The 22,169-nt window shown below is 68.1% G+C and carries 21 protein-coding genes; 8 read left to right on the top strand and 13 right to left on the bottom strand.

Annotated features, from left to right (window positions below):
- Positions 1-2: 2 nt before the first annotated feature.
- From AC07OH_RS14545 to flgB, 8 genes are all read right to left on the bottom strand, one after another.
- A complete protein-coding gene (locus tag AC07OH_RS14545) occupies positions 3-1,124 on the bottom strand; it encodes a flagellar basal body P-ring protein FlgI (protein ID WP_495301136.1) in 1,122 nt (373 codons plus the stop codon).
- Complete coding sequence (locus AC07OH_RS14540) at positions 1,124-1,819, bottom strand: flagellar basal body L-ring protein FlgH (protein WP_139700304.1); 696 nt, start codon at positions 1,817-1,819, stop codon at positions 1,124-1,126. The genes AC07OH_RS14545 and AC07OH_RS14540 overlap by 1 nt, the downstream gene beginning before the upstream one ends.
- Positions 1,819-2,601, bottom strand: a complete 783-nt coding sequence (gene flgG / locus AC07OH_RS14535) for a flagellar basal-body rod protein FlgG (RefSeq protein ID WP_070061530.1) — start codon at positions 2,599-2,601, stop codon at positions 1,819-1,821. The genes AC07OH_RS14540 and flgG overlap by 1 nt, the downstream gene beginning before the upstream one ends.
- A gap of 23 nt (positions 2,602-2,624) precedes the next feature.
- Complete coding sequence (locus AC07OH_RS14530; protein ID WP_495301135.1) at positions 2,625-3,371, bottom strand: flagellar basal body rod protein FlgF; 747 nt, start codon at positions 3,369-3,371, stop codon at positions 2,625-2,627.
- A gap of 13 nt (positions 3,372-3,384) precedes the next feature.
- Positions 3,385-4,599: a flagellar hook protein FlgE gene (gene flgE, locus AC07OH_RS14525; protein ID WP_159278102.1), complete on the bottom strand. Its 1,215-nt coding sequence runs from the start codon at positions 4,597-4,599 to the stop codon at positions 3,385-3,387.
- A gap of 82 nt (positions 4,600-4,681) precedes the next feature.
- Positions 4,682-5,368 carry a flagellar hook assembly protein FlgD gene (locus AC07OH_RS14520; RefSeq protein WP_070061527.1) on the bottom strand — a complete coding sequence of 229 codons (687 nt, stop codon included), beginning with the start codon at positions 5,366-5,368 and terminating at the stop codon, positions 4,682-4,684.
- Positions 5,369-5,412: 44 nt separating this feature from the next.
- A complete protein-coding gene (gene flgC, locus AC07OH_RS14515; protein ID WP_062469232.1) occupies positions 5,413-5,808 on the bottom strand; it encodes a flagellar basal body rod protein FlgC in 396 nt (131 codons plus the stop codon).
- Positions 5,805-6,212, bottom strand: coding sequence for a flagellar basal body rod protein FlgB (gene flgB, locus AC07OH_RS14510; protein ID WP_062469229.1), 408 nt, complete (start codon positions 6,210-6,212; stop codon positions 5,805-5,807). Before flgB ends, flgC begins: the two co-directional genes overlap by 4 nt.
- Positions 6,213-6,433: 221 nt before the next feature.
- Here flgB and flgA point away from each other — a divergent pair, with 221 nt between their 5' ends.
- From flgA to AC07OH_RS14485, 5 genes are all read left to right on the top strand, one after another.
- On the top strand, positions 6,434-7,132 hold the full coding sequence (flgA, locus tag AC07OH_RS14505; protein WP_495301134.1) for a flagellar basal body P-ring formation chaperone FlgA: 699 nt from the start codon (positions 6,434-6,436) through the stop codon (positions 7,130-7,132).
- A 96-nt stretch (positions 7,133-7,228) separates the two neighbouring features.
- Complete coding sequence (flgM, locus tag AC07OH_RS14500) at positions 7,229-7,525, top strand: flagellar biosynthesis anti-sigma factor FlgM (RefSeq protein ID WP_159274361.1); 297 nt, start codon at positions 7,229-7,231, stop codon at positions 7,523-7,525.
- Entirely contained in the window at positions 7,522-7,977 is a 456-nt protein-coding gene (locus AC07OH_RS14495; RefSeq protein ID WP_495301133.1) for a flagella synthesis protein FlgN, read from the top strand. The genes flgM and AC07OH_RS14495 overlap by 4 nt, the downstream gene beginning before the upstream one ends.
- Before the next feature lie 8 nt (positions 7,978-7,985).
- A complete protein-coding gene (locus AC07OH_RS14490) occupies positions 7,986-8,417 on the top strand; it encodes a YadA-like family protein (protein ID WP_495301132.1) in 432 nt (143 codons plus the stop codon).
- Between the two features lie 123 nt (positions 8,418-8,540).
- Entirely contained in the window at positions 8,541-9,365 is an 825-nt protein-coding gene (locus AC07OH_RS14485; protein ID WP_495301131.1) for a response regulator transcription factor, read from the top strand.
- A 361-nt stretch (positions 9,366-9,726) separates the two neighbouring features.
- Here the strand turns inward: AC07OH_RS14485 and AC07OH_RS14480 are convergent, their stop codons facing one another.
- From AC07OH_RS14480 to AC07OH_RS14465, 4 genes are read right to left on the bottom strand one after another with little or no spacing between them, the layout of a single operon-like run.
- Complete coding sequence (locus AC07OH_RS14480) at positions 9,727-10,632, bottom strand: dihydrodipicolinate synthase family protein (RefSeq protein ID WP_495301130.1); 906 nt, start codon at positions 10,630-10,632, stop codon at positions 9,727-9,729.
- A gap of 44 nt (positions 10,633-10,676) precedes the next feature.
- A complete protein-coding gene (locus AC07OH_RS14475; protein WP_489059626.1) occupies positions 10,677-11,474 on the bottom strand; it encodes an aldolase in 798 nt (265 codons plus the stop codon).
- A 33-nt stretch (positions 11,475-11,507) separates the two neighbouring features.
- On the bottom strand, positions 11,508-12,155 hold the full coding sequence (locus AC07OH_RS14470; RefSeq protein ID WP_495301129.1) for a glutathione S-transferase family protein: 648 nt from the start codon (positions 12,153-12,155) through the stop codon (positions 11,508-11,510).
- A 5-nt stretch (positions 12,156-12,160) separates the two neighbouring features.
- The gene (locus tag AC07OH_RS14465) at positions 12,161-13,177 is read right to left on the bottom strand and encodes a Bug family tripartite tricarboxylate transporter substrate binding protein (RefSeq protein ID WP_495301128.1); all 1,017 of its coding nucleotides are present in this window, start codon (positions 13,175-13,177) and stop codon (positions 12,161-12,163) included.
- Between the two features lie 96 nt (positions 13,178-13,273).
- On the opposite strand from AC07OH_RS14465, the gene AC07OH_RS14460 reads away from it, so the two are divergent.
- From AC07OH_RS14460 to AC07OH_RS14450, 3 genes are all read left to right on the top strand, one after another.
- Positions 13,274-13,816, top strand: a complete 543-nt coding sequence (locus AC07OH_RS14460) for a helix-turn-helix domain-containing protein (RefSeq protein ID WP_495301127.1) — start codon at positions 13,274-13,276, stop codon at positions 13,814-13,816.
- Positions 13,817-14,093: 277 nt separating this feature from the next.
- A complete protein-coding gene (locus tag AC07OH_RS14455; protein WP_495301126.1) occupies positions 14,094-16,898 on the top strand; it encodes an ImpA family metalloprotease in 2,805 nt (934 codons plus the stop codon).
- A 391-nt stretch (positions 16,899-17,289) separates the two neighbouring features.
- Positions 17,290-20,307 carry a transglycosylase domain-containing protein gene (locus AC07OH_RS14450; RefSeq protein WP_495301125.1) on the top strand — a complete coding sequence of 1,006 codons (3,018 nt, stop codon included), beginning with the start codon at positions 17,290-17,292 and terminating at the stop codon, positions 20,305-20,307.
- A gap of 630 nt (positions 20,308-20,937) precedes the next feature.
- On the opposite strand, the gene AC07OH_RS14445 is transcribed toward AC07OH_RS14450, so the two are convergent.
- Positions 20,938-22,050: an acyltransferase family protein gene (locus tag AC07OH_RS14445; protein ID WP_495301417.1), complete on the bottom strand. Its 1,113-nt coding sequence runs from the start codon at positions 22,048-22,050 to the stop codon at positions 20,938-20,940.
- Positions 22,051-22,169: the final 119 nt, after the last annotated feature.

Here is a 22,169-nt window from a genome sequence, read left to right as displayed (position 1 = left end):
CCTCAGATGATCTCGAGCTCGGCGCTCAGGGCGCCGGCCGACTTCATGGCCTGCAGAATCGACACCAGGTCCTGCGGATTCGCGCCCAGGCTGTTCAGCCCCTTGACCACATCGGCCAGCGAGGCGCCGCCGCGCACCATCTGGATCGCGCCGCCGCCCTGGTTGACGGAAATCTGCGAGGTCTGCGCCACCACCGTGCTGCCGCCCGAGAACGCGCCCGGCTGGCTGATCACCGGCTCGGTGTTGATCACCACCGACAGGTTGCCGTGCGCGATGGCGCAGTCTTTCACCCGCACCGCCTGGTTCATCACGACCGAGCCCGTGCGCGCATTCACCACCACCCGCGCGCCCGCCTGCGTGGGCGTGACTTCGAGCTCCTGCAGCTGGGCGAGAAAGCCCACGCGCCGCTGCGGCTCGGGCGCCTGCACGCGGATCACGCGTGCGTCCATGGCTTCGGCGGTGCCGGCGCCGAACTGGCGGTTGATGGCGTCCGTGGCGCGCTGCGCGGTGCCGAAGTCGGAGCGGTTCAGCTCGAGGGTGAACGAGCCTTCCGCGCCCACCGGCGCCTCGACCGTGCGCTCCACCAGCGCGCCGGCGGGAATGCGCCCCGAGCTGAGCTGGTTGACCTGCACCTTGCTGCCGTTGGCCGCGGCGCCCGCGCCGCCCACCACCATGTTGCCCTGCGCCACCGCGTAGGTCGCGCCGTCCACGCCCTTGAGCGGCGTCATCAGCAGCGTGCCGCCGCGCAGGCTCTTGGCATTGCCCATGGACGACACCGTGACGTCGATGTTCTGGCCCGGCCGCGCGAACGACGGCAGCGTGGCCGTCACCATGACGGCCGCCACGTTCTTCAGCTGCATGTTCACGCCCTGCGGGATCGTGATGCCCAGCTGCTGCAGCATGTTGTTCAGGCTCTGCGTGGTGAACGGCGTCTGCATCGTCTGGTCGCCCGTGCCGTCCAGGCCGACCATGAGGCCGTAGCCGATGAGCGGGTTGTCGCGCACGCCCTGGATGCTGGCGAGTTCCTTCAGGCGCTCCGCATGCGCGGGCGCGATGAACAGGAGCGCGCACAGCGCCGCGATGCGCCAGCGATTCAAAGAGGGTGAAGCCTGGAGGTGTGTCATCAGAACGGCATCACGTTCAAGAAAATTCTTTGCATCCAACCCATGTGCTGGGCCTCATCGATATAGCCCTTGGCCGAGTACTCGATGCGCGCATCGGCCACCAGCGTCGAGGGCACGGTGTTGTTGCCCGACACGGTGCGCGGGTTCACCACGCCCGAGAAGCGGATGTACTCGGTGCCCTGGTTGATGCCCATCTGCTTCTCGCCGCTCACGAGCAGGTTGCCGTTGGCCATGACGTCGGTCACGGTGACGGTGATCACGCCGTTGAAGGTGTTGTTGGCGTTGGCGCCGCCCTTGGCGTTGAGCGTGTTGGTGCCCGACAGCTTGGTGTCCTGCCCGTCGAGCAGGCCGCCGATGAGCTTGGGAATGGCCGCGAACACGCTGGTCGTGTTGCCCGTGCGGCTGGCGTTGGCGCCCGAGTTCTTGGTCGCGTTGACCTTCTCGCTGATGAGGATGGTGAGGATGTCGCCGACGTTGCGCGGGCGGCGGTCTTCGAACAGCGCGTTGGCGCCGGGGCCGTCCTGGAAGATCGCGCCCGGGGCGCGGCGCGCCTGCACCGCCGCGTACTGGTCGGCACGCGCCGTCATCGGCTGGTGCACCAGCGGCTCGCGCGGCACCTGCGCGCAGCCGGCGGCCAGCGCGGCCACGAGCAGCAGCGCCGCCGCACGGCGAAGAAGACGCACCCCCGCCCGCATCACAACTGGGCCAGGCGCTGCAGCATCTGGTCCGAGGTCTGGACCGCCTTGCTGTTGATCTCGTACGAGCGCTGCGTGGCGATCATGTTGACCAGCTCTTCCACCACGTTGACGTTGGAGGCCTCCACATAGCCCTGGCTCAGCGTGCCCGCGCCGTCCACGCCGGGGTTCACCTGGTTGGGTGCGCCCGAGGCGTCGGTCTCGGCATACAGGTTCTCGCCCTTGCTCTGCAGGCCCGTGGGGTTGACGAAGGTCGCGAGCTGCAGCTGGCCGACCTGCACGGTGTTGGTGCCGCCCGCCTGCACCACCGACACGATGCCGTCGCGGCCCACGGTGATGCTGGTGGCGTTGGCCGGGATGGTGATGGCCGGCTGCACCGGGAAGCCGCTGGCCGTGACCAGCTGGCCGTCGCGGTCGGTCTGGAACGAACCGTCGCGCGTGTACGAGGTCGTGCCGTCGGGCATCAGCACCTGGAAGAAGCCGCTGCCGCTGATGGCCACGTCGGTCGGCTTGTCGGTCTTGGTGAGGTTGCCCTGCGAGTGGATGCGCTCGGTGGCGACCACGTGCACGCCGGTGCCGACCTGCAGGCCCGAAGGCAGGCGCGTCTGGTCGGAGCTCTGGCCGCCGACCTGGCGCAGGTTCTGGTAGACCAGGTCTTCGAACACGGCGCGGCTGCGCTTGAAGCCGGTGGTGCCGACGTTGGCCAGGTTGTTGGAGACCACGTCGAGCTGCGTCTGCTGCGCGTCCAGGCCGGTCTTGGCGATGTAGAGGGAGCGGATCATTGAAAGGAGTTCCTGGAAGAGGGTCAGCCGTAGGCCAGCAGCTTGTTGGCGGTCTGCGCGTTGATGTCGGCGGTCTGCAGCGACTTCATCTGCATCTCGAAGCTGCGCGCGTTGGCGATCATGGCCACCATGGCATCGACCGGCTGCACGTTGCTGCCCTCGATGGCGCCGGAGATGAGCGTGACGGCCTCGTCGGCCTCGGCCGGCGGCAGGTCGGCGCGCATGCGAAACAGGCCGTCGTCGCCGCGCACGAGGTCGGTCACGGGCGGGTTGACGAGCTTGAGACGGCCCACCTCGGCGATGCCGGTGAGCGTGGTCGAGGCCGCGTCGCGCGAGCCCACGAGGCCGTTGGACGCGATGCTCACGGCCAAACCCGGCGGCACGGTGAGCGCACCGTTGTCGCCCACCACGGGGCGCCCGCCCATCGTCGTGAGCTGGCCGTCGGCGCCGATCTGCAGGTTGCCGACGCGCGTGTAGGCCTCGCTGCCGTCGGCCGCCTGCACCACCAGCCAGCCTTCACCGCCCACGGCCACGTCGAGCGCGCGGCCGGTCTGCGTGAGCGGGCCGTGGGTGAAGTCGGCGCCGGGCGTGGTGGCGGCCACGAAGGCGCGCGTGGGCGCCTCCTCGCCGACCACGGGCACGGCGCGGAAGGTCGCGATCTGCGCACGGAAGCCCGGCGTCGAGACGTTCGCCATGTTGTTGGCGACCACGGCCTGCTGCTCCATGGCCTGCTTGGCGCCGCTCATGGCGACATACAGCATTCGATCCACGAAGTGCTCCTGCTCAGCGGATGTTCATGAGCGTCTGCATGACCTGGTCCTGCGTCTTCACGGTCTGCGCATTGGCCTGGTAGTTGCGCTGCGCGACGATGAGGTTCACCAGCTCGGAGGTCAGGTCGACGTTGGACGACTCCAGCGCGCCCGAGGCCAGCGAGCCGGCCTTGGTGCCTTCGCCCGGCGTGCCGGTGAGCGCATTGCCCGAGGCCTGCGTCTCGGCCCACACGTTGTTGCCCTTGGGCTCCAGGCCGTTCGGGTTGGCGAACGACGACAGCACGACCTGGCCCAGCAGGCGCGTCTGCTCGTTGGAGAACTTGCCGGTGATGGTGCCGTCGGGGTTGATCGAGAACGCGGTGAGCTCGCCCGACTTGTAGCCGTCCTGGCCCAGCTTGCTCATGCCGTTGGCGCTGCCGAACTGCGTGGTGCCCGTGAGGTCGACCGAGGCGGTGAGCGGCGAGGCGCCGTTGGTGAAGGTGAGCGGCCCGATGTTGAACGCGCCCGAGGCCGGTGCGGTCATGACGCCCTTGGCGTCGAAGCTCACGTTGGACAGCGCGGCGCCGCCGTTCAGCGGTGCGCCGTCGGAGGTGCCGTACACGCTCCAGGTGTTGGCCGCCGTCTTCACGAAGTACACGGCCACGTCGTGCGGGTTGCCCAGCGAGTCGTAGATGGGGCCGATGGCGTTCGGGTAGTTGTAGGTGGCCGCGTCGGTGGGGTTGAACGGCGTCTTGGCGGGCACCGTGCTGCGCGCGTCGAGGTTGAACTGCGCGTCGATGTTGGCCGTGGGCTTGGGCGGCATCATGCCGCCCTGCACCTGGATCGGGCCCGGCGTGCCGCCGCTGATGCCGCCGCTGGCGTTGGCGCCGTAGCCGGTGAGCTGCAGGCCCTGCGCGTTGACGATGTAGCCGTCCTTGTCGCGCGTGAACTGGCCGTTGCGCGAGTAGAAGACCTCGCCGCTGGGGCTGGCCAGGCGAAAGAAGCCGTCGCCGTTGAGGATGGCCACGTCCAGCGGGCGCGTGCTCGACTGCGTCACGCCCTGCGTGAAGTTCTGCGTCACGCCCGACACCGAGGCGCCCAGGCCCACGCGCGAGCCGGCGTACACGTCCTGGAAGGTGGCGGCGGCCGACTTGTAGCCCACCGTGCCCGAGTTGGCGATGTTGTTGCCGATGACGTCGAGGTTGGCCGCGGCCACGCCGAGTCCGCTGATGCCTTGGGAGAAACTCATGAGGGGGTCCTTGTTCGGTGCGAGGAAGAAGAGTGCGAAGGGCGCGGCCCGCACGGGCCACGCCGAAGACGAAGACGAAAGCTCAGAGGAACAGGCGCACGTCGCCCAGCCCGATGCTGGCGCCCGAGGCCAGCTCCAGCGTGACGCCGCCGGCGCCCTGCTTCACGGCGGCCACCTGCGAGAAGGTGAGCGCGGTGGCCTTCACCGTCGTGCCGTTGTTGCTGGCATCGACCGTGAAGCGGTAGGCGCCCGGCGGCACCGCCACGCCCAGGTCGTCCTTGCCGTCCCAGGTGACGGCGTTGACGCCTTCTTTCATGGCGCCCGCGTCGAGCGTGCGGATCACCTTGCCGGTGCTGTCGACGATCTTGATCTCGACATCGGCGGCGGTGCCCGGCAGCTGCACGGCGAAGGCCTGCGTGGCGGGGTCCTTGCCGTCTTCGGGCTTCTTGGTGGTGAGCACATCGCCGGGCGACAGCACGTTGTAGCCGATGAGCGAGGTGGCCTGCAGCAGCTGGTTGGCGCCGGTCTGGTTGACCAGGCCGGAGAGCGTGGCGTTGAGCTTCTCGATGCCGCTCACGGTGCTCATCTGCGCGAGCTGCGAGGTGAGCTCGGCGTTCTGCATCGGGTTGAGCGGGTCCTGGTTGTTCAGCTGCGTGACCAGCAGCTTGAGAAAGCGCTGCTCGCTGTCGGCGCTGGAGACGTTGTTGTTGCTGTTCGCCGCCGTGGGCGCGTTCAGCCCGCTGATGGACGAGGTGTCGGAAAGGGCCATGGGGTCGGTGTTCTTCCTGCGGGAGGCGCGTGGGCGTGCGTGGGTTACTGGCCGATGGTCAGCGTCTTGACCATCAGCGTCTTGGCGGTGTTGAGCACCTCGACGTTGGCCTGGTAGCTGCGCGAGGCCGAGATCATGTTGGTCATCTCCTCGACCACGTTGACGTTGGGCATCGCCACGTAGCCTTCGGCATTGGCGTGCGGGCTCTTGGGGTCGAACACGAGCTTGGCGGGCGACGGGTCTTCGATGACACCGGCCACCTTGACGCCGCCGATGTCGCGCCGGCCCGAAGCGGCCACCTCGAACACCACCTGCTTGGCGCGGTAGGGCTGGCCGTCGGGGCCGGCCACGCTCTCGGCGTTGGCGAGGTTGCTCGCGGTCACGTTCATGCGCTGCGATTGCGCGGTCATGGCGGAGCCCGCCACGTCGAAGATGTTCATGGCTGTACCGCCGACAGGAGCGATTTGATCTTGGCGTTGATGAGGGTGAGGTTCGACTCGTAGCGCAGCGCGTTGTCGGCGAAGGCCACGCGCTCGACATCCATCTCGACCGTGTTGCCGTCGAGGCTGGACTGGTGCGGCACGCGGTACAGCAGGTCGTCGCCGGCCGTGGCCTGCGCCTGGCCCGCGAGGTGGCGCGACGAAGTGGTGGCCATCGACACCGACGAGGCGGCGCGGCCGCGCTCGACGGCCTCGCTCAGGCGCGCGCCGAAGTCGAAGTCGCGCGCCTTGTAGTTCGGCGTGTCGGCATGGGCGATGTTGGCCGCGAGCACCTCCTGGCGCTGGGCCCGGAGATGGAGCGCTTCGCGGTGGAAGCGAAACGCCGCATCCAGCTTGTCGATCATCTTTGTTCCATCTGTTGAGGCGTCGCCAGTGCACGGGGCGCAGCGACCGATGGAAAGCAAGTCTATGCATGCCGCGCGTTGGCAATCGCCCGAACAAAGGGGGGTTTCGCCTGCTGCTCGCACCTTCGCCGGCGGGGTGAATTCATAAGAATCCAGGGGCGCCGGTTGCGGCTTTCCTGCACCGGCACCCTCATTTTTCTGGCCCTCTTCTTTCGCTTTCGATGACCCTCTCGCCGCTTCGCCAACGCCTGCTGCGCACCGCCTGCGCGGTGGGGCTGTCGTGCGCGATGTCGACCGGTGCGATCGCCGGCGACGTGGCCGCGAAGGCGGTCGAGACCTACCTCCAGGTGCAAAGCGCCGGCCTGCCGGGCAAGGTCACCGTCAGCCTCGAAGGACGCGGCACCGAGGCCCTGCCCCCGTGCGAAGCGCCCGAGGTGTTCCTGCCGCCGGGCGTCACGCCGTGGGGCCGCATCTCGGTGGGCGTGCGTTGTCATGCCGAGCGGCCGTGGACGCGCTTCGTGCAGGCACGTGTCGCGGTGGAAGGCCGCTACCTGGTGGCGGCGCGCGCCATCGACGCGGGCCGGGCGCTGGGCGCAGGCGACGTGGTCGAGCGCACCGGCGACCTCACGCGGCTGCCGCGCTCGGTGGTCACCAGCACGGCCGAACTGGTCGGGGTGGTGAGCGCCAACCGCGTCGCTCCCGGCGCCCCGATCCGCAAGGAACTGCTGCGCGGCGTCGCCGTGATCCAGCAGGGCCAGGCCGTGAAGGTGGTGGCACAGGGGCCGGGCTTTGTCGTGAGCACCGAGGCCAAGGCCCTGAGCGGCGCCGCGGTGGGCGCGGTGGTGCAGGCCAGGACGCTGGACGGCCGGGTGATCCGCGGCGTGGCCGACGAGGAAGGACAGGTCCGGCTGGTGCAGTAGCGGCCGCCGCGTTGGCGCAGGCTTCACTTCATGCACGCCCTTCCTAAAGTTCTTGCACCGGCTGCCGATATACGGGTCAGCCCCTGAGGAATCACCTTGAAAATCGATCCCACCGCCCCTTCGGCCACGCCCCTGCACCGCACGCCCGCACCGGGCGCGCCGGCTCCGTCGACCTCCGCCGAGGCCGTGCAGCGCCCGAAGGAAGCGGCGCCCGTTTCCGCGCTCGTCCATGCGATGCCCGCCGCCGTGGGCGGCAGCGATTTCGACGCCGCGCGCGTGGCCGCCATCCGCGAGGACATCCGCGCCGGCCGCTACGAGATCCGCCCCGAACGCATCGCCGACGGCCTGCTGGCCAGCGTGCGCGAGCTGCTCGCGCCGAAGGGCGAGGCATGAGCACCTTGCTGGCGCACCTGCGCGCGGAAGCGGGCTGCATCGGGGAATTCCTCGTGGCGCTGGACCAGGAGGCGCAGGCCATGTCCGCCAGCGACTTCGACGCGCTGAACGCCATCGCCGGCCGCAAGACCACGCTGCTGGACCGCATGGCCGAACTCGACCGGCAGCGCGAATCGCTGCAGGCGGCGCAGGGATTTGCGCCCGGCCGCGCGGGTGCGGATGCCGCCGCGGCCGCGGGCGGTGCGCCGACGCGCCAGGCCTGGAACGAACTGCTCGCGCTCGCCGAAGACGCCCGCAACCGCAACCTGCACAACGGCACGCTGGTGTACGCGCACCTGGACTTCACGCAGCAGGCGCTGCACTTCCTGCAGGCCCGCGCCCAACCCTTCTACGGCCCCGACGGCGTGCGCAAGACGCAAACCGGCGCCGGCACCCGGCTGGCCGCCGGCTGAGCCGTCTCGTGAACGCATCCGCACGCTTCGCCCCCGCACGCACCGCGATCCCGCTGGTGCTGCTGTGGCTCGCGTGCACCGGCGCCCATGCCTTCGAGCTCGCCCCCGCCGTGCGCTCGGACGACGCCATCAACCTGGGGCAGCTGCACCCGGTGCGTACGGCCGTCGGCGAAACGGCACGCATCGCGTACTCGGGCGCGGCCATGGCCATCGCCATGTCGGCCGCCTACGTGCCGTCGTACCGGCCCGGCGAACAGTCCCTCGGCCTGGCCTTCGGCACCTACCAGGGCTACACGGCCGCGGCGCTGGGCTTCAAGCGCACGTCGGGCGACGGCGACATGGCCTGGGGCATGGGCGTGTCCAGCACGGGCCGGGAGTGGGGCTTCAACGCGGGCATCGGCTGGAAGCTGCCGCGCAGCAGCAGCGCCGCCCGCCCCTGAGCCCATGCCATTGCCCCGGGACGCCCTTCACCACCTTCGCATGGATGCCACCGACATGAAGACCCTTCCTTCCACGCCAACGTCCCGTCACCAGAAGGTCGCACCCCGAGGAGCCTGCGCGTGATGCCCGCGCAGCAGGGCGCGCGCCGCATCGCGATGGTGGGCTGCGACGAGGCGCAGCAGGCCGGCTGGGGCAACCGCCTGCGCCTGATGGGCTGCGAGCCCGTGTGCTTCGACGACAGCACGGACTTCCTGCTGGCCATCACCCAGGGCCTGCAATTCGGCCTGCTGCTGGTCGTGCTGAAGGACGAAGGCGCCTGGCCGATCCTCACGGCGATGTGCCGCGCGCTGCGCATTCCCATCTTCCTGGTGGCGCGCGCCTCGCAGCGCGATCTGCTGGTCGATGTGCTGTCGGCCGCGGGCGGCGAGACGCAGGGCGCGAGCATCGACTTCGCGGTGCTGCCCGTCGACGAGTTCGAACTGGAGCTGCGCGTGCGCGAATCGCTGCGGCGCAACCGCACGCTGCTGCAGCCGCACGCCACGGCCGCGTGCTTCGGCGATTACCAGTTCCTCGGCGAGCGCCGCGTGGTGGTGTGCCACGGCACCGAGGTGCGCCTGAAGCCGCGCGAGTTCGAACTGGCGCTGCTGCTGTTTCGCAACGCCGGCCGGCTGCTGGAGCGCGACTGGCTGCTGGCCTCGCTGTGGGTGGATGCGCGCATCGAACGCACGAGCCGCACGCTCGACTGCTGTGTGGCCAGCATCCGCCGCAAGCTCTCGCTGCACAAGGGCGGCGAGTTCGTGCTGGTCTCGGTGTATGGGCGCGGCTACGAGCTGCGGCACATGGCGCCGGCCGCGTCTGAAGCCGATGAAGCGCCGCTGATCGACACCGCGGATTTCCCGGACACCTCGAACGAGCCGGTGTGGCTCGGCGAAAGCGCGCGGGCATGAAACTGTGACGACCTCCGGCCTCGAGGAACCACCCCGAAGGGCGGGTGCCGAAGCGACCTCTACCAACGCCAGAAGACCGTCCCCGCCAGTATCCGCGCCTTAGCTGAAGACAGGCTGAAGCCCCGCATAAAACCCTTCTGCTTCCGCACTCAGCCGCCAGTCAGCGAACGCACGTTCAATGACAGGCCACATCGTGAGGGGGAGATCGATTGCAGGACACCATGAGACTACTCGCAGAGGCATCGCTGATTCTTGCCCTGGCCATCGTTCTCGGCGGGTTGGTGCTCGGGCTGCTGGCCGGTCCGCAGCACCCCGACGACCCGGAGTAAGCCGTCGGGAGACCTTGCGCGGCTGCACAGAACTACAGCGCAGCCAGCGGCTTCGCGTCGATGGCCTTCAGCAGGGCCTGCAGCGCCTGGGTGCCCTGGCTGTCGAGTCCGAGCAGCGGCGCGCGCGGCACGCCCGCTTCGAAGCCGCGCAGGCCCAGGCCGGCCTTGATCGTCGTGGGCAGGCCGCCCTGCAGGATGAAGCGCAGGATCGGCAGCTGGGCGTAGAACACACGGCGCGCGCGGTCCAGATCGCCTGCGGCGCAGATGTCGTAGAGCGCCAGGGGCCACTCGGGGATCAGGTTCGGCGCGGCGGTGCACCAGCCGATGGCGCCGGCCGCAAAGGCTTCGAGCGCCAGCGGGTTGCTGCCGTTGAAGAACGGAATGCGGCCATCGGACAGCTGCATCAGCGTGTGCATGCGCTGGATGTCGCCCGAACTCTCCTTCACCATCGTGGCGTTCGCGATGTCCTTGACGATCCGGACGATCAGCTCCGGCTTCATGTCGACGCCGCTGGTGGCCGGGTTGTTGTAGACCATGATCGGCACGCCCACGGCCTGCGAGATCGTGGCGTAGTGGCGAAAGATTTCGTCGTCCGAGAGCTTCCAGTACGACACCGGAAGCACCATCACGGCATCGGCGCCCGCTGCTTCCGCGAACTTCGCCTTGCGCACCGCATTGCGCGTCGTGAGGTCGGAGATACCCACGATGACCGGCAGGCGCTTGTTGACCTGCTGGATCGACGCTTCGGCGACGGCGTCCCACTCGGCGTCGTCCAAGTAGGCGCTTTCGCCGGTGCTGCCCAGCGGGGCGATGCCGTGCGAGCCGCGTTCGACCAGACGGTCGATGAGGCCGCGCACGGCCGCAAGGTCGACACGGCCCGAGGCCTTGTCGAACGGCGTGACAGGGTAGGAAATGATGCCTTTGAATGAAGTGCTCATGATGGCTTGGGAATCTTTCGGTGAAGGGATCGAATGCACGCCGTTCAGCGCGAACGGAGGCAGTCCGCGTGGCGACCGGTGCGCAGCGTGCGGCGCGCGTAGTACGCGAAGGCCGCCTCGTTGCGCTTGGGACGCAGGATCCAGTCGTGCGCTTCACGGCCCAGGGCCGGATCGATGGGCTGGATCGCCCCTGCGGCGGCTGCCAGCAGCTGCATCCTGGCCGCGCGTTCGAACGCGATCGCCAGCACGCAGGCGGCCTCGACGCTTTCAGCCGCCACCAGCAGGCCGTGGTGCGAGAGCATCAAGGTGCGCTTGCTGCCCAATGCCGTCGAGATGAGCTCGCCCTCCTCGTTGCCGACCGGCACGCCGGGCCACTTCGGAACGAAGGCCACGTCGTCGTACAGCACGCAGTTGTCCATGTGGGAAACCTCCAGCGGCACTTCGAGCATGCTCAGGGCCGCCGCGTGCAAGGCGTGCGTGTGGATGATGCAGTTGACGTCCGGCCGCGCGCGGTAGACCCACGAGTGGAAGCGGTTGGCCGGGTTGGCCATGCCCGAGCCGGACTTGACGTTCAGGTCTTCATCGACGACCAGCAGGTTGTCTTCCGAAATCTCGTCGAAGCCCAGGCCCAGGCGTTGCGTCAGGTAGGTGCCGTGAACCTCGGTGCGCGTGGTGATCTGGCCCGCCAGGCCGGAGTCGTGGCCGTTCTCGAAGAGGATGCGGCACGTCAGCGCCAGCTTCTGGCGCAGCGTGTACTCCGATGGCAACAGGGTCGTTTCCATCTCGGCATTCGCCTTGTCGATCAAGGCTTCCTTGTTGAGGGAAAAAGTGTCTTCTGACATAGCGATCGCTCCCGTATCAGCGTTGAGAAAAAGTCAGCCCGAGGTTTCGAGCGTGGAAAGGGTGAGGTCCGGTTGTCCCGGAAACAGAGGCGCGTAGCCCGGCAGGCCTTCGATGCGATCGATCCAGCGCTGCACCTGCGGGTAGCGCGCAAGATCGACGCCGCCCATCGGCGCCATGCGGGTGTACGGATACAAGGCGATGTCCGAAATGCTCGGCGCCGTTTCCGTGGAGACCCACTGCCGGCCTGTTGCCAGGCGCGCTTCGAGAATCGCCAACGCGTCGTGGCCTTCCTGCAGCCACGCGCGCACTGGGGCGTCGGCGGGCGTGAGGTCTTTGCGCAGGGCCAGGTGCAGCCGCAGCTGGGCCAGCGGTCGCATGTGCTGCTCTTGCTCGAAGTGCATCCATGCGAGCGTCTGCGCCTGATCGTGGAGCGCCTGGGGCCACCACGGCGTGCCCTGCGCCAGATAGAAAAGGATGGCGCCCGACTCGCTCAGCATGCGGCCGTCGTCCAGTTCGAGCACGGGCACCCGCTTCATCGGTGCGTGGGCGAGGAAGCTTGCGGACTGCAGGTCGCCGCGGTCGATCGACAGCGTGCTTCGCTGCAGATCGATGCCCACGAAGCTCGCCAAGAGCCGGACCTTCCAGCAGTTGCCGGAGCGTTGCGTGTCGATGATGCGCATGGCGGTCAGTCCACCTTGGTGCCGGCGGCCTTGGTGATGCGCGTCCACTTGTCGGTCTCGCTGCGCACATGCTTCAGGTAGGCCGCTTCACCCGTGGGCAGCGGCTCGACGCCGATCTCGGCCAGCTTGGCCTGCAGCTCCGGGCGGGCCAGGGCGCGCGCCAGGGCTTCGGACAACAGCGTGGTCTGTTGCTTGGGCGTGCCCGGAGGCGCGAGCAATGCGTTCCACGACCCGATCAGGAAGGTCGGCACACCGGCTTCGGCGCTGGTCGGCACCTTCGGCATGGCGCCACTGCGCGCGTCGTCGGCAATGACCAGCGCCTTCAGGCGCCCGGCCTGGACCTGGCTTCGGATGACGGGAATGGCGTCGATCACGATCTGCACCTGCCCGCCCAACGCGGCGTTGATGGCTTCGGCACCGCTCTTGAACGGCACATGGACGATCTCGGTGTGGGTGGCGATCTTGAAGAGCTCCAGCCCCAGGTGCGGCGAGCTGGCGTTGCCCGCGGAGCCGGCGTTGAGCTTGCCGGGGTTGGCCTTGGCATAGGCCACCAGGCCCTTCACATCGTCGACGCGCAGCGCGTCGTTCACGACCAGCACGTACGGCGAGTTGCTCACCAGCGAGACGGGCGCGAAGGCGCTCGCGTCATAGGCGAGCTTGCTGTAGATCATCTTGTTGACGACCTGCGTGCCGACCGTGCCCAGCAGCAGCGTGTAGCCGTCGGGCGCGGCCTGGGCGAGTGCCTGCGCCGCGATGTTGCCGCCCGCGCCGGCGCGGTTGTCGATGATCACCGACTGCTTGAGCTCTTCGCCCAGCTTCTGTCCCACCAGCCGCGCCACGACGTCGGTGATGCCGCCCGCACCGAACGGCACGATCAGCTTGATGGGTTTGGCCGGGTAGGCCGCCTGCGCAAAAGCAGGCTGGGGAAGGGCCACGACCGTGGCCGCGCACAGCACCGCGCCGAGCAGGGCCGCGGCAGTGAGAAATGGATTTTTCCAGCGAAAAGACGGGAAATTCGACATGACATACTCCAAAAGAACCCAACGGTGCGGCGACAAATCGGTGTCGCGGCTAAGGACTCAAATGTACGATAGGACTCATGTGTCCTGCAAGAAACCATGACGATCAAGTTGAAACTCCTGCGCACCCAGGCGGGAATGACGCTGGAAGAGCTTGCGCAAGCAGCGGAGCTCACGCGCAGTTATGTCTCCAAGGTGGAGCGTGGGTTGGCGAACCCATCGGTGGGTGTTGCACTGAAACTCGCCAAGGCGTTGAAGCTGCCGGTGGACGAGTTGTTCGGCCAGGCATCGACGAGCAGCTCAGTCACGATCACGCGTGCCGCCGACGCCAAGGCGAAGCAAAAGGACGAAGGCGCCCCGCGGCTGGTCGCGGGCACGGCACCCGGTCAGCGCGTGGTCGCGTTCGTGCTGCAGCCCGGTCGTGACAAAGGCGCGAAGCACCTGAAGAGCGACCACGAAGGCGAAGAGCTCATCTATGTTCTGAGCGGCGAGGTCAGCCTCGAACTCGACGACAAGACCGAAGACCTGGTCGCCGGAGACTGCGTGCATTTCAACGCCTCCGTGCCGCACCGGCTGATCTGCACGAGCAAGAAAGCGGCGCAAGTGCTGCTGGTGATTGCGAGCCCCTCCTCCGCCTCGTAAGGCGATGTGCTTACAGCGACGAAGCCTGTCGCGTTGCACGCGATGCGCTTCATGCGCCTGACGATCGAGCGCACACACATCCGTCTGTTTCTTCCAGCCGACAGTCGCTGAAAGACCTGTCGAAAACCAGCCTGTGCTGGCGACAATCCGTCGCCCGCCGCCGGCAGTACACACACGCCACCGCAGCGCGTCGCGTCTCATCGCGACAGGGAGGCGCGACCATGCTCGCGCCTCCGGCCTCATGCCCAAGAAGTCAGAACTACAAAGGAGAAGAACCATGACGCACGCGCGCAAGCTCGTGACCCTGATCGCCTGCCTCGTCCTGTCCGCCTGTGGTGGCGGCGGCGGGGATTCCGGCGGCGGCGGCTTTGCCGGGATGGGCATGCCCGGCACGCCGGGCACGTCCACCGGTGCGCCGGACGATGGCACGACCACGCCGCCGGTGAGCCGCGTCGACGCTGCACTCGACAGCGGAGACCCGGGCGGCCTGCGGCCCGAGGACCGCGCCACGCTGCTGGAGCGCGCGACGCGCAAGGCCATCGAACTGCGTGCGCGCCCGCAGCAGGTATTGGCCGACATCTACAACACGAAGGGCCAGGTGCCGAACCTCGCGCTCGACATCGGCAAGAACAGCGCCGAGCTGACGCCAGCCAGCCTCACGCAGGCGATTCCATTCATCGTTGCCGACGACGGTTCAGGCATCGCGGCCATCGCCGAACTGGGCGACGGCCGCGCGCTGGCCTACGGTGCCGACGTGCTGGGCTGGATGGCCGGCACGACGAAGGAGCAGCAACACCTGCCGCTGTTCACGCGCGCCTTCACGTGGGTGATGACGGGGCGGGCCGAAGGCACGCTGCCGGCCACGCTCAAGTTCAGCCAGGCGGGCTACAACGCGGGCGCCATCAAGAACTTCGCGACCCGCCTGCAGAAGAAGACACAAGAGATCGCGTGCGACATCGCCTCGCCCACCAACACCTGCTGGCGCGATGCCGACCTGCTCGTCTTCGGCGCCAGCGTGGCCGACAACCCCGCGCTGGGCGAGCTGGTGCGAAGCTACGTGAAGGCCGGCAAGGCCGTGATCTACATGCACAGCAGCTGGTGGACCGCCCCAGGCGGCACACGCTTGCTGTCCAGCCTGGGCATGAGCCTCGCCGCCGACCCCGGCAACTTCTTTGCGTCAGCGTCGGGCTACTCAGTGAGCGCAGGCCGCACCGCCGTCGACGCCCTGGCGCGCGGCGACCAGCTCGGCAGCCTGGTGCACACGCTCGAGTGGCTCGCGAAGGACAAGTACACGCAGGACTTCGCCGTCGACAACGCACCCATCGTCGGGATCGACGCCGCGCGCAAGGACCTGTCGAGCACCGAGCTGGCAGGCCGGCCGCTCTTCAAGACGGAGAACACCGAGCTGCAGCGCCTGCTGGTGCTGTGGGCCGATGAATGGCGCCGTGAAATCGCCTACGGCAAGATCAACCGCACCAGCGATGCAGCCAACTTCCTGCGCGCCTATGCGTCCGATTCGTGGCAGGCCTTCGGCCGCACCGCGACCACGACGCAACCGGGCGGCCAGGGCGACTACATGCCCGCCGGCGCGCAGAAGCTCGCCACGAGCAGCGACTACGAAACCATCGAGCTCACGCTCCCGCAAGGCAGTGGCAAGACGGCGATCGGCCGGGGCGCGATTCCAGCGAAGGCCGTGGCGCTCGAGATCGCCGAGGCACCGGTCGGCGTGACCCTCGGTGTGCAGACCAGCCACACCCGCACCTACGGCAACCCGCTGACGGACGCCGGCAACTACATCCGCCCGCGCCAGGCGCCGTCATGGACCGTGCCGCTGCAGCGCGATGCCGTCAACGACTTCGTCACGCCGTTCGGAGGCCCGCTGTTCCTGAGCTACAGCGGCGCCACGGCCGGGCAGAAGGTCAAGCTGCGCGTCAAGGGCGCCATCCAATACGCCCACTTCGACTTCAGTCAGGGCACGCCCGCGCAAGCCGAGCTGGACGCCGCCATGGCCGCGCTGCAGCGCCAGGACTACGGTTGGTCCACCTTCAAGTTCCGCGGCGGTGAGCTGCAGCAGACCATCGCCGTCGCGCTCAAGAGCTTCAAGTCGGGCATGCCGTCAGGCACGCTGCGCACGCCGCAAGACCTCGTCACGCGGCGCATCGAAGGCATCCTCATGGACACCAACCACATGTCCAACGGCTACAACGACATGAAGATGCCCAGCACCGTGTCGACCTTGTGCACCAGCTTCGCGTGGGCCTGCGACGACGCCGTGCACAACGCGCCGGGCGTGCAGCACTTCGTGAGCTGGCTGCCGAGGTGCGGCAGTGGTTGCTCGGGCCACCCGATCGACTCCGACAACTGGGCCATGGACATCGGCTGGGGCTGGCCGCACGAGCTGGGCCACAACACCGTGCAGCCCTGGATGCAGATCGTGATCGACGGCAAGGGCTGCAGCACCGAGTGCGACAACAACACGCTGTCCAGCGCCCACATGCTGCGCCGCTACGCCGTCCTCGGCGAGGACGACAGCGGCACCCGCACCGCCCACGCGGCCCTGTACAGGATGATCCAGGACAACCGGGCCCTCGCGCTCAACGGTGAGCCGCAGCGCGCGGACATGCAGGCCCGCCTGTGGGGCGGCCCGGAGCAAAGCCCCATGCTCGCCATGTACTTCCAGCTGGCTTTTCTCTACACCCAGGCCCGCCACAGCGAAGCCCAGCCCACCGCCGCGAGCACGATCGAGTTCCTCACGTTGCTGTCGAAGGGCGGGCGCCTGGTCGCCAAGAAGTGGAGCACCAACACGGCGGGCAACTACGGCATGAGCGGCTACGCCAGCAACGACATTTCGAACCACGAACTGCTGTACGTGCTGAGCTCGAAGATCATCGGCCAGGACCTGCGCAATGTCTTCGCCATGTACGGCGTTCCGCTCACGCAGACCGCGCTGGATTCGGTGACGGCGCTGACGCTGCCGATGGCACCGCAGCGGTTCTATGCCTTGGGCGCCGGCAAGGCCAACCAGCTGTCGACGGGGCAGTGGCTGTCGGTGCAGGGACAGACGCCCGCGTATCCGTTCTGAGCGGGCGGGGCATGGTCACGGCGTCCCGTCGTGACCATGCATTGTCTTCAGCATCACTCGGAAACTGCAGGTCGTTGATGGCCGTCGAGCGACCCGCACGTCCGTGCAGATCGGCATGCACCATGGGTAGCGAGGCGCGTCTTCTTTCTCGATGAGCGTGCAGGGTCCGCGATGCGCCGCGTTCCCGCGCAAGCCTCGCTCCCGGCACGTGTGTGGCGGTTCCATCCGCGAGCGCCTGCTTTGCCTTTCCACGTTGCGATCGTCGTCCTGCGCTCTCTGCATCCGCCCAGACATGCGACCGACGGCCCCGTCGCACGCAAGCCAAATCGCCTCAAAAAGCGCATCATCTTCACTGACGAACCCACGGTGCAGACTGTTCGCGAGGCAGAGCATGACTTGGTTCAAGAAGCTTTTCTGGATCGGCGCGGGACTCGCCGTGGGAGGCGGGCTTGCCGTGTTCGTGCTGGACGAATTGAAGACGTCCCGGCTGCAATCGGCCCTGTGGCGCGACCTGGCCGAGGGCGCCCGCTTCAGCGTCGAAGACGGTGCCAGCGACGCCATCCGCTTTCCCCGGACCGGGCCCTACGACGAGCGGCTGGGCTACCACCAGCTGCCGGACTACATCGAGCGCCTGGCGCCGCAGGGCTATGTCGTCACCCGCCAGGCCCGCATGTCGCCGCGGCTGATCGAACTGCAGGACTACGGGCTCTTCGCGCCCTACCGCGAGAAAAACCAGGCCGGCCTGACCGTGCGCGACTGCCGGAACACGGCGCTGCTGCACACCCGCGTGCCCAAGCGCGCCTACGAGCGCTTCGAGGAGGTGCCGCCGCTGCTGGTGAGCGCCCTGCTGTTCGTCGAGGACCGCCACCTGCTGGACGCGCAGCCGCTGCAGCGCAACCCCGCGATCGACCCGGAACGCTTCGCCAAGGCGGCGCTCGAGCAGGCGCTGCGCGCGGTCGGCCTGGGCCAGACGGCGACGGGCGGCAGCACGCTGGCCACCCAGATCGAGAAGTACCGCCATTCGCCGCAGGGCCGCACCGGGTCGGTCGGCGACAAGCTGCGCCAGATGGCGTCGGCCTCGCTGCGCGCCTACCAGGACGGCGACGACACGCATGCGCGGCGCCGCCAGATCGTCGTCGACTACCTCGACACCGTGCCGCTGGCCGCGCGCCCGGGCATGGGCGAGGTGCACGGGCTGGGCGACGGCCTGTGGGCCTGGTACGGGCGCGACTTCGGCGAGGTCAACCGCCTGCTCGCCGACAACGCGGAAGAGGCCGCAGCGCCCTCGGACGAGGCACTGCGGCAGCAGGCCGAGGCCTTCAAGCAGGCGCTGTCGCTGATGATCGCGCAACGCCGCCCGTCGCAGCACCTGCTCGGCGACGGCGCCGGCCTGACGCGGCTGACCGACAGCTACCTGCGGCTGATGGCCGAGGCCGGCCTGATCACGCCCGCGCTGCGCGACGCGGCGCTGCCGCTGCCCTTGCACCTGCAACCTGACCTGCCCCCAACGCCCCGGCCCGACTTCGTGCAGCGCAAGGCCGCCACCGCGCTGCGCACCCACATCGCCACGCTGCTCGACGTGCCGCGGGCCTACGACCTGGAGCGCCTCGACCTCGAGGCCGAAACCAGCCTGGACGGCGAAGCGCAGGCGCTCGTGGCGCGCGTGCTGGCCGGCCTGCGCACGCCCGCCGCGACGAAAGCGGCGGGGCTGGTGGGCGCCCACATGCTCGACCCGGGTGCCGACCCGGGCCCGCTGATCTACAGCTTCACGCTGTTCGAGCGCAGCGCCGGGACCAACCTGCTGCGCATCCAGGCCGACAACATCGACCAGCCGTTCGACGTGAACCAGGGCGCGCGGCTGGACCTGGGCTCGACCGCCAAGCTGCGCACCCTGGTGAGTTACCTGGAGCTCGTGGCCGAGTTGCACGCGGACTGGGTCGATCTGAGCCCGGCCCAGCTGTCGGCGCTGGCGCCGAACCCGCGCGACCCGCTGGGCGCGTGGGCGCGCCAGTACCTCCTGCGCGCCAAGGATCGCCGTCTTGCGCCGATGCTGGAGGCGGCCATGGAGCGCAAGTACTCGGCGAACCCCGGCGAGGCCTTCTTCACCGGCGGCGGCCTGCACCAGTTCGAGAACTTCGAGCGCTCACGCAACAGCAGTTCGATGACGGTGCGCGAAGGCTTCAAGCATTCGGTCAACCTGGTGTTCATCCGCCTGATGCGCGACCTCGTGCGCCACCGCATGTTCGGTGGCGCGTCGGGCGCCGAGCGCCTGCTGAAGGACCCTGCCGACCCGGGCCGGCGCGAGCTGCTCGCGCGCTTTGCCGACCGCGAAGGCTCGGCCTTCCTCACCCGCTTCCATCGCAAGTACCAGCACCTGCCGGCTGCGGACGCCGAGGCGCTGCTGCTGCGCGGCCTGAGGCCATCGGCACCGCGCCTGGCGAGCGTGCTCTTCACCATCGAGCCCGAGGCCGACGACGCACGGCTCGACGCGCTCCTGGTGCAACGGCTGGGCCGCGGCGCCGACTCGCCGCGCGCCTTGGGGGCGCTGCGCCGCACCTACGCCGGCCTGTCGCTGGCCGATCGCGGCTACGTCGCGCGCGTGCATCCGCTGGAGCTCTGGCTGGTCGGCTACCTGCGGCGCCACCCCGGCGCCTCGCTGACCGAGGTGCTGGACGCGAGCGTGCGCGAACGCCAGGAGGTCTACGCCTGGCTCTTCAAGACGCGCCACAAGAGCGCGCAGGACAGGCGCCTGCGCGAGCTGATCGAGCTCGACGCCTTTGCACAGATCCATCGCTCATGGCAGCGCGTGGGTTACCCCTTCGCATCGCTGACACCGTCCTACGCGAGCGCGATCGGCGCGTCGGGCGACCGGCCGGCCGCCCTGGCGGAGCTGATGGGCATCCTCGCGAACGACGGCGTGCGGCTGCCCACGCAACGGGTCGGCGCCTTGCACTTCGCGCGCGACACGCCCTACGAGACACGGCTGGAGCCGCGCCATGCGAGCGCGCAGCAGGTGCTGCCCACCGAGGTGGCCGCCACGGTGCGCCGTGCCTTGGTGGAAGTGGTGAACGACGGCACCGCGCGGCGGCTGAAGGGCGCACTGGTGGACGAGAACGGCCGCGCCCTCGAGATCGGCGGCAAGACCGGCACCGGCGACCATCGCTACGGACACACCGGCCGCGGCGGCCGGATGCTCTCGGAGCGCAAGATCAGCCGCTCGGCCACCTTCGTGTTCGTGATCGGCGACCGCTACTTCGGCACCATCCTGGCGTATGCGCGCGAACCCCATGCCGCTCGCTATCGGTTCACGAGTGCGCTGCCGACCCAGCTGCTGAAGTCGCTGGGGCCGCAGTTGCTGCCGGTGCTGCAGCGCAGGGGGTGTTGGGGGCCGCAGCAGCGGGCGCAATGAGACACGACACTGCATGCTCATACAGCAATTTGCGAGGTCATCTTGCTTTGAAGTGGCGGCTCGTGGCGCTCTCGCCCCCAGTTTGCAGCACCCGGGCTGCCCGCGGTTGGGGGGACTTCCGTAAGGCCGACCCCGCCTACTGGGGCAAGACCTGACAGGCCCGCCTGCTCAGCCCCCAAACCCTGGACATCAGACCTGCTGCCCGTGCTCCACTACGCCCGTATCCTGACGAGCAAAGACGGCAGGACCATGGTCGACGGGCAGGAAATCAGCTCCCGGGGCGTCAAGAGCAAGGCGCTTCACTCGCGGCAGACCTAGTGGTGCGTGGTGCACCAGCACGAAGGCCATGCGGCGCTGGCCCGGATGGGCGCCCGCTCGAGCACGGGGTTCGACGCGAACGATGACGAGGGCCGGAGGGTGGCGGCTTCTTCTGGCCGCCCGGAAAGCAGGCGGGATATCCACTCACAGGCAGTACCCGCGAAATACAACCCAAGGGTGATATCGCCCGCGAGCATCTATTCACGGGAGGCCCGCGTTCGGCGCCATCACCGCGTGGCAGCCGGCGCCAAATATCTATTCTTGGCTGACGACCCTCTGGCCTCAAAGGGACAAGCCAAGGCACCCGCTCAATCAGGCGTTCCGCGCATCGGACGCATCGCCTTCATCGCGGATCTGGTGCGACTTCTCAATCGGCTTGAGAGATTGCCGCTTCAGTTGGAGGGCGGGCCTCTCAACGAAGAACCACGATACACACGCCATCCCTAGCGTGACCACTACGGCAAGGGCAAAGTTCGGCACCGCCAGCACCAGAAGCAAGTTGATCACTGCCATGTGCCAAACATAGGTCCCGTAGCTCAGGTCGAAGCTGAGCCGGACGAACGGCGTGCCAAAGGCGAGCCAGATGACCAGCGCAATGTACGACGCGAAGTAAAAAAGTCCGATGCGGTTCCCCGCCGCTCCAACAAATGGGTTGCCCTCTGCCCCAAGCCATGCCAGAAAAATCAACGGGGCTATCGCCAATGACAGCCAGCGCATGGTGCACCGCACCAGGTCGAAGTGCTTGACCGCCAGCATCCCAATCCCGAACATCCATCCCCACACGATCGGCGTGAGCCCCAAGACGTCGAACACGGTCTTGTCGCGCACTACGGGCCGGGTCAAGAAGATGGGCCCCACGACGTAGATGGCGAATGAGAAGGCGGTGAAGATCAGGATGGCATGCCGAACTCGACGCTCGAGCTTCACTATGACCGGGACGGCGAAGTAGAAGATGATCTCCGTCGTGATCGTCCAGAGCGATCCGTTGATAACCCCAACTCCGACGTCACGAAACAGCGCCGGGTTGTAGGCTTGGCCCAACGTCGTCTGAGCGACGAACCAGCTTGCATAAGTCGGAAACCTGGAAACGAGTTCGCCGGCACCGTGAGCTGTCAGCGCCACGACAGCCCCGCCGATCGTCACGAAGAGCAAACCTGGAAAGAGCCGCAGGAAGCGATTTTGAAAGTAGCGCGGCCCAGGTGCGTTGATGTACGACGCATAGATCAGGAACCCACTCACGAAGAAGAAGGCCGGCACCCCGGGGAAGTGCTTCAGAAAACCCACAAACGCGAAGTGAGCGTTCAAGTGCTCTGAAGCATGCACAACCACCACTTGCAGCGCGAACAACAGCCGCAACCACTCAAGATTGTTGTGCTTCGGGAATGAAAGCGCCGTGCGCGGCGTGCTTACAAAACTCTGTGGTATCGACTGACCAGAAGGCGGCGGGACCTCCCAGCCTAGGGAGGATTAGAACATCCGCTGTGACGAGGTAGCCGCCCAAGGCGTGTGGAACTCGGCCCCTACAATCTCGCGCAGGCATACCA

This window comes from Variovorax sp. GW821-FHT10C12 (assembly GCF_059415405.1).
The sequence above is the reverse complement of the archived record's forward strand: the minus strand, read 5'-3'. Positions and strand labels throughout refer to the sequence as shown.

Excerpts from the sequence above, each read along its gene's own strand:
- AC07OH_RS14485 (WP_495301131.1), top strand. The coding sequence starts at position 8,541 with ATGCCCGCGCAGCAGGGCGCGCGCCGCATCGCGATGGTGGGCTGCGAC.
- AC07OH_RS14450 (WP_495301125.1), top strand. The coding sequence starts at position 17,290 with ATGACTTGGTTCAAGAAGCTTTTCTGGATCGGCGCGGGACTCGCCGTG.
- flgC (WP_062469232.1), bottom strand. The coding sequence starts at position 5,808 with ATGAACATCTTCGACGTGGCGGGCTCCGCCATGACCGCGCAATCGCAG.
- flgB (WP_062469229.1), bottom strand. The coding sequence starts at position 6,212 with ATGATCGACAAGCTGGATGCGGCGTTTCGCTTCCACCGCGAAGCGCTC.
- AC07OH_RS14545 (WP_495301136.1), bottom strand. The coding sequence starts at position 1,124 with ATGACACACCTCCAGGCTTCACCCTCTTTGAATCGCTGGCGCATCGCG.
- AC07OH_RS14465 (WP_495301128.1), bottom strand. The coding sequence starts at position 13,177 with ATGTCGAATTTCCCGTCTTTTCGCTGGAAAAATCCATTTCTCACTGCC.
- AC07OH_RS14520 (WP_070061527.1), bottom strand. The coding sequence starts at position 5,368 with ATGGCCCTTTCCGACACCTCGTCCATCAGCGGGCTGAACGCGCCCACG.
- AC07OH_RS14455 (WP_495301126.1), top strand. The coding sequence starts at position 14,094 with ATGACGCACGCGCGCAAGCTCGTGACCCTGATCGCCTGCCTCGTCCTG.
- AC07OH_RS14540 (WP_139700304.1), bottom strand. The coding sequence starts at position 1,819 with ATGCGGGCGGGGGTGCGTCTTCTTCGCCGTGCGGCGGCGCTGCTGCTC.
- AC07OH_RS14475 (WP_489059626.1), bottom strand. The coding sequence starts at position 11,474 with ATGTCAGAAGACACTTTTTCCCTCAACAAGGAAGCCTTGATCGACAAG.
- AC07OH_RS14480 (WP_495301130.1), bottom strand. The coding sequence starts at position 10,632 with ATGAGCACTTCATTCAAAGGCATCATTTCCTACCCTGTCACGCCGTTC.
- AC07OH_RS14495 (WP_495301133.1), top strand. The coding sequence starts at position 7,522 with ATGAGCACCTTGCTGGCGCACCTGCGCGCGGAAGCGGGCTGCATCGGG.
- flgA (WP_495301134.1), top strand. The coding sequence starts at position 6,434 with ATGACCCTCTCGCCGCTTCGCCAACGCCTGCTGCGCACCGCCTGCGCG.
- AC07OH_RS14470 (WP_495301129.1), bottom strand. The coding sequence starts at position 12,155 with ATGCGCATCATCGACACGCAACGCTCCGGCAACTGCTGGAAGGTCCGG.
- AC07OH_RS14460 (WP_495301127.1), top strand. The coding sequence starts at position 13,274 with ATGACGATCAAGTTGAAACTCCTGCGCACCCAGGCGGGAATGACGCTG.
- flgE (WP_159278102.1), bottom strand. The coding sequence starts at position 4,599 with ATGAGTTTCTCCCAAGGCATCAGCGGACTCGGCGTGGCCGCGGCCAAC.
- flgG (WP_070061530.1), bottom strand. The coding sequence starts at position 2,601 with ATGATCCGCTCCCTCTACATCGCCAAGACCGGCCTGGACGCGCAGCAG.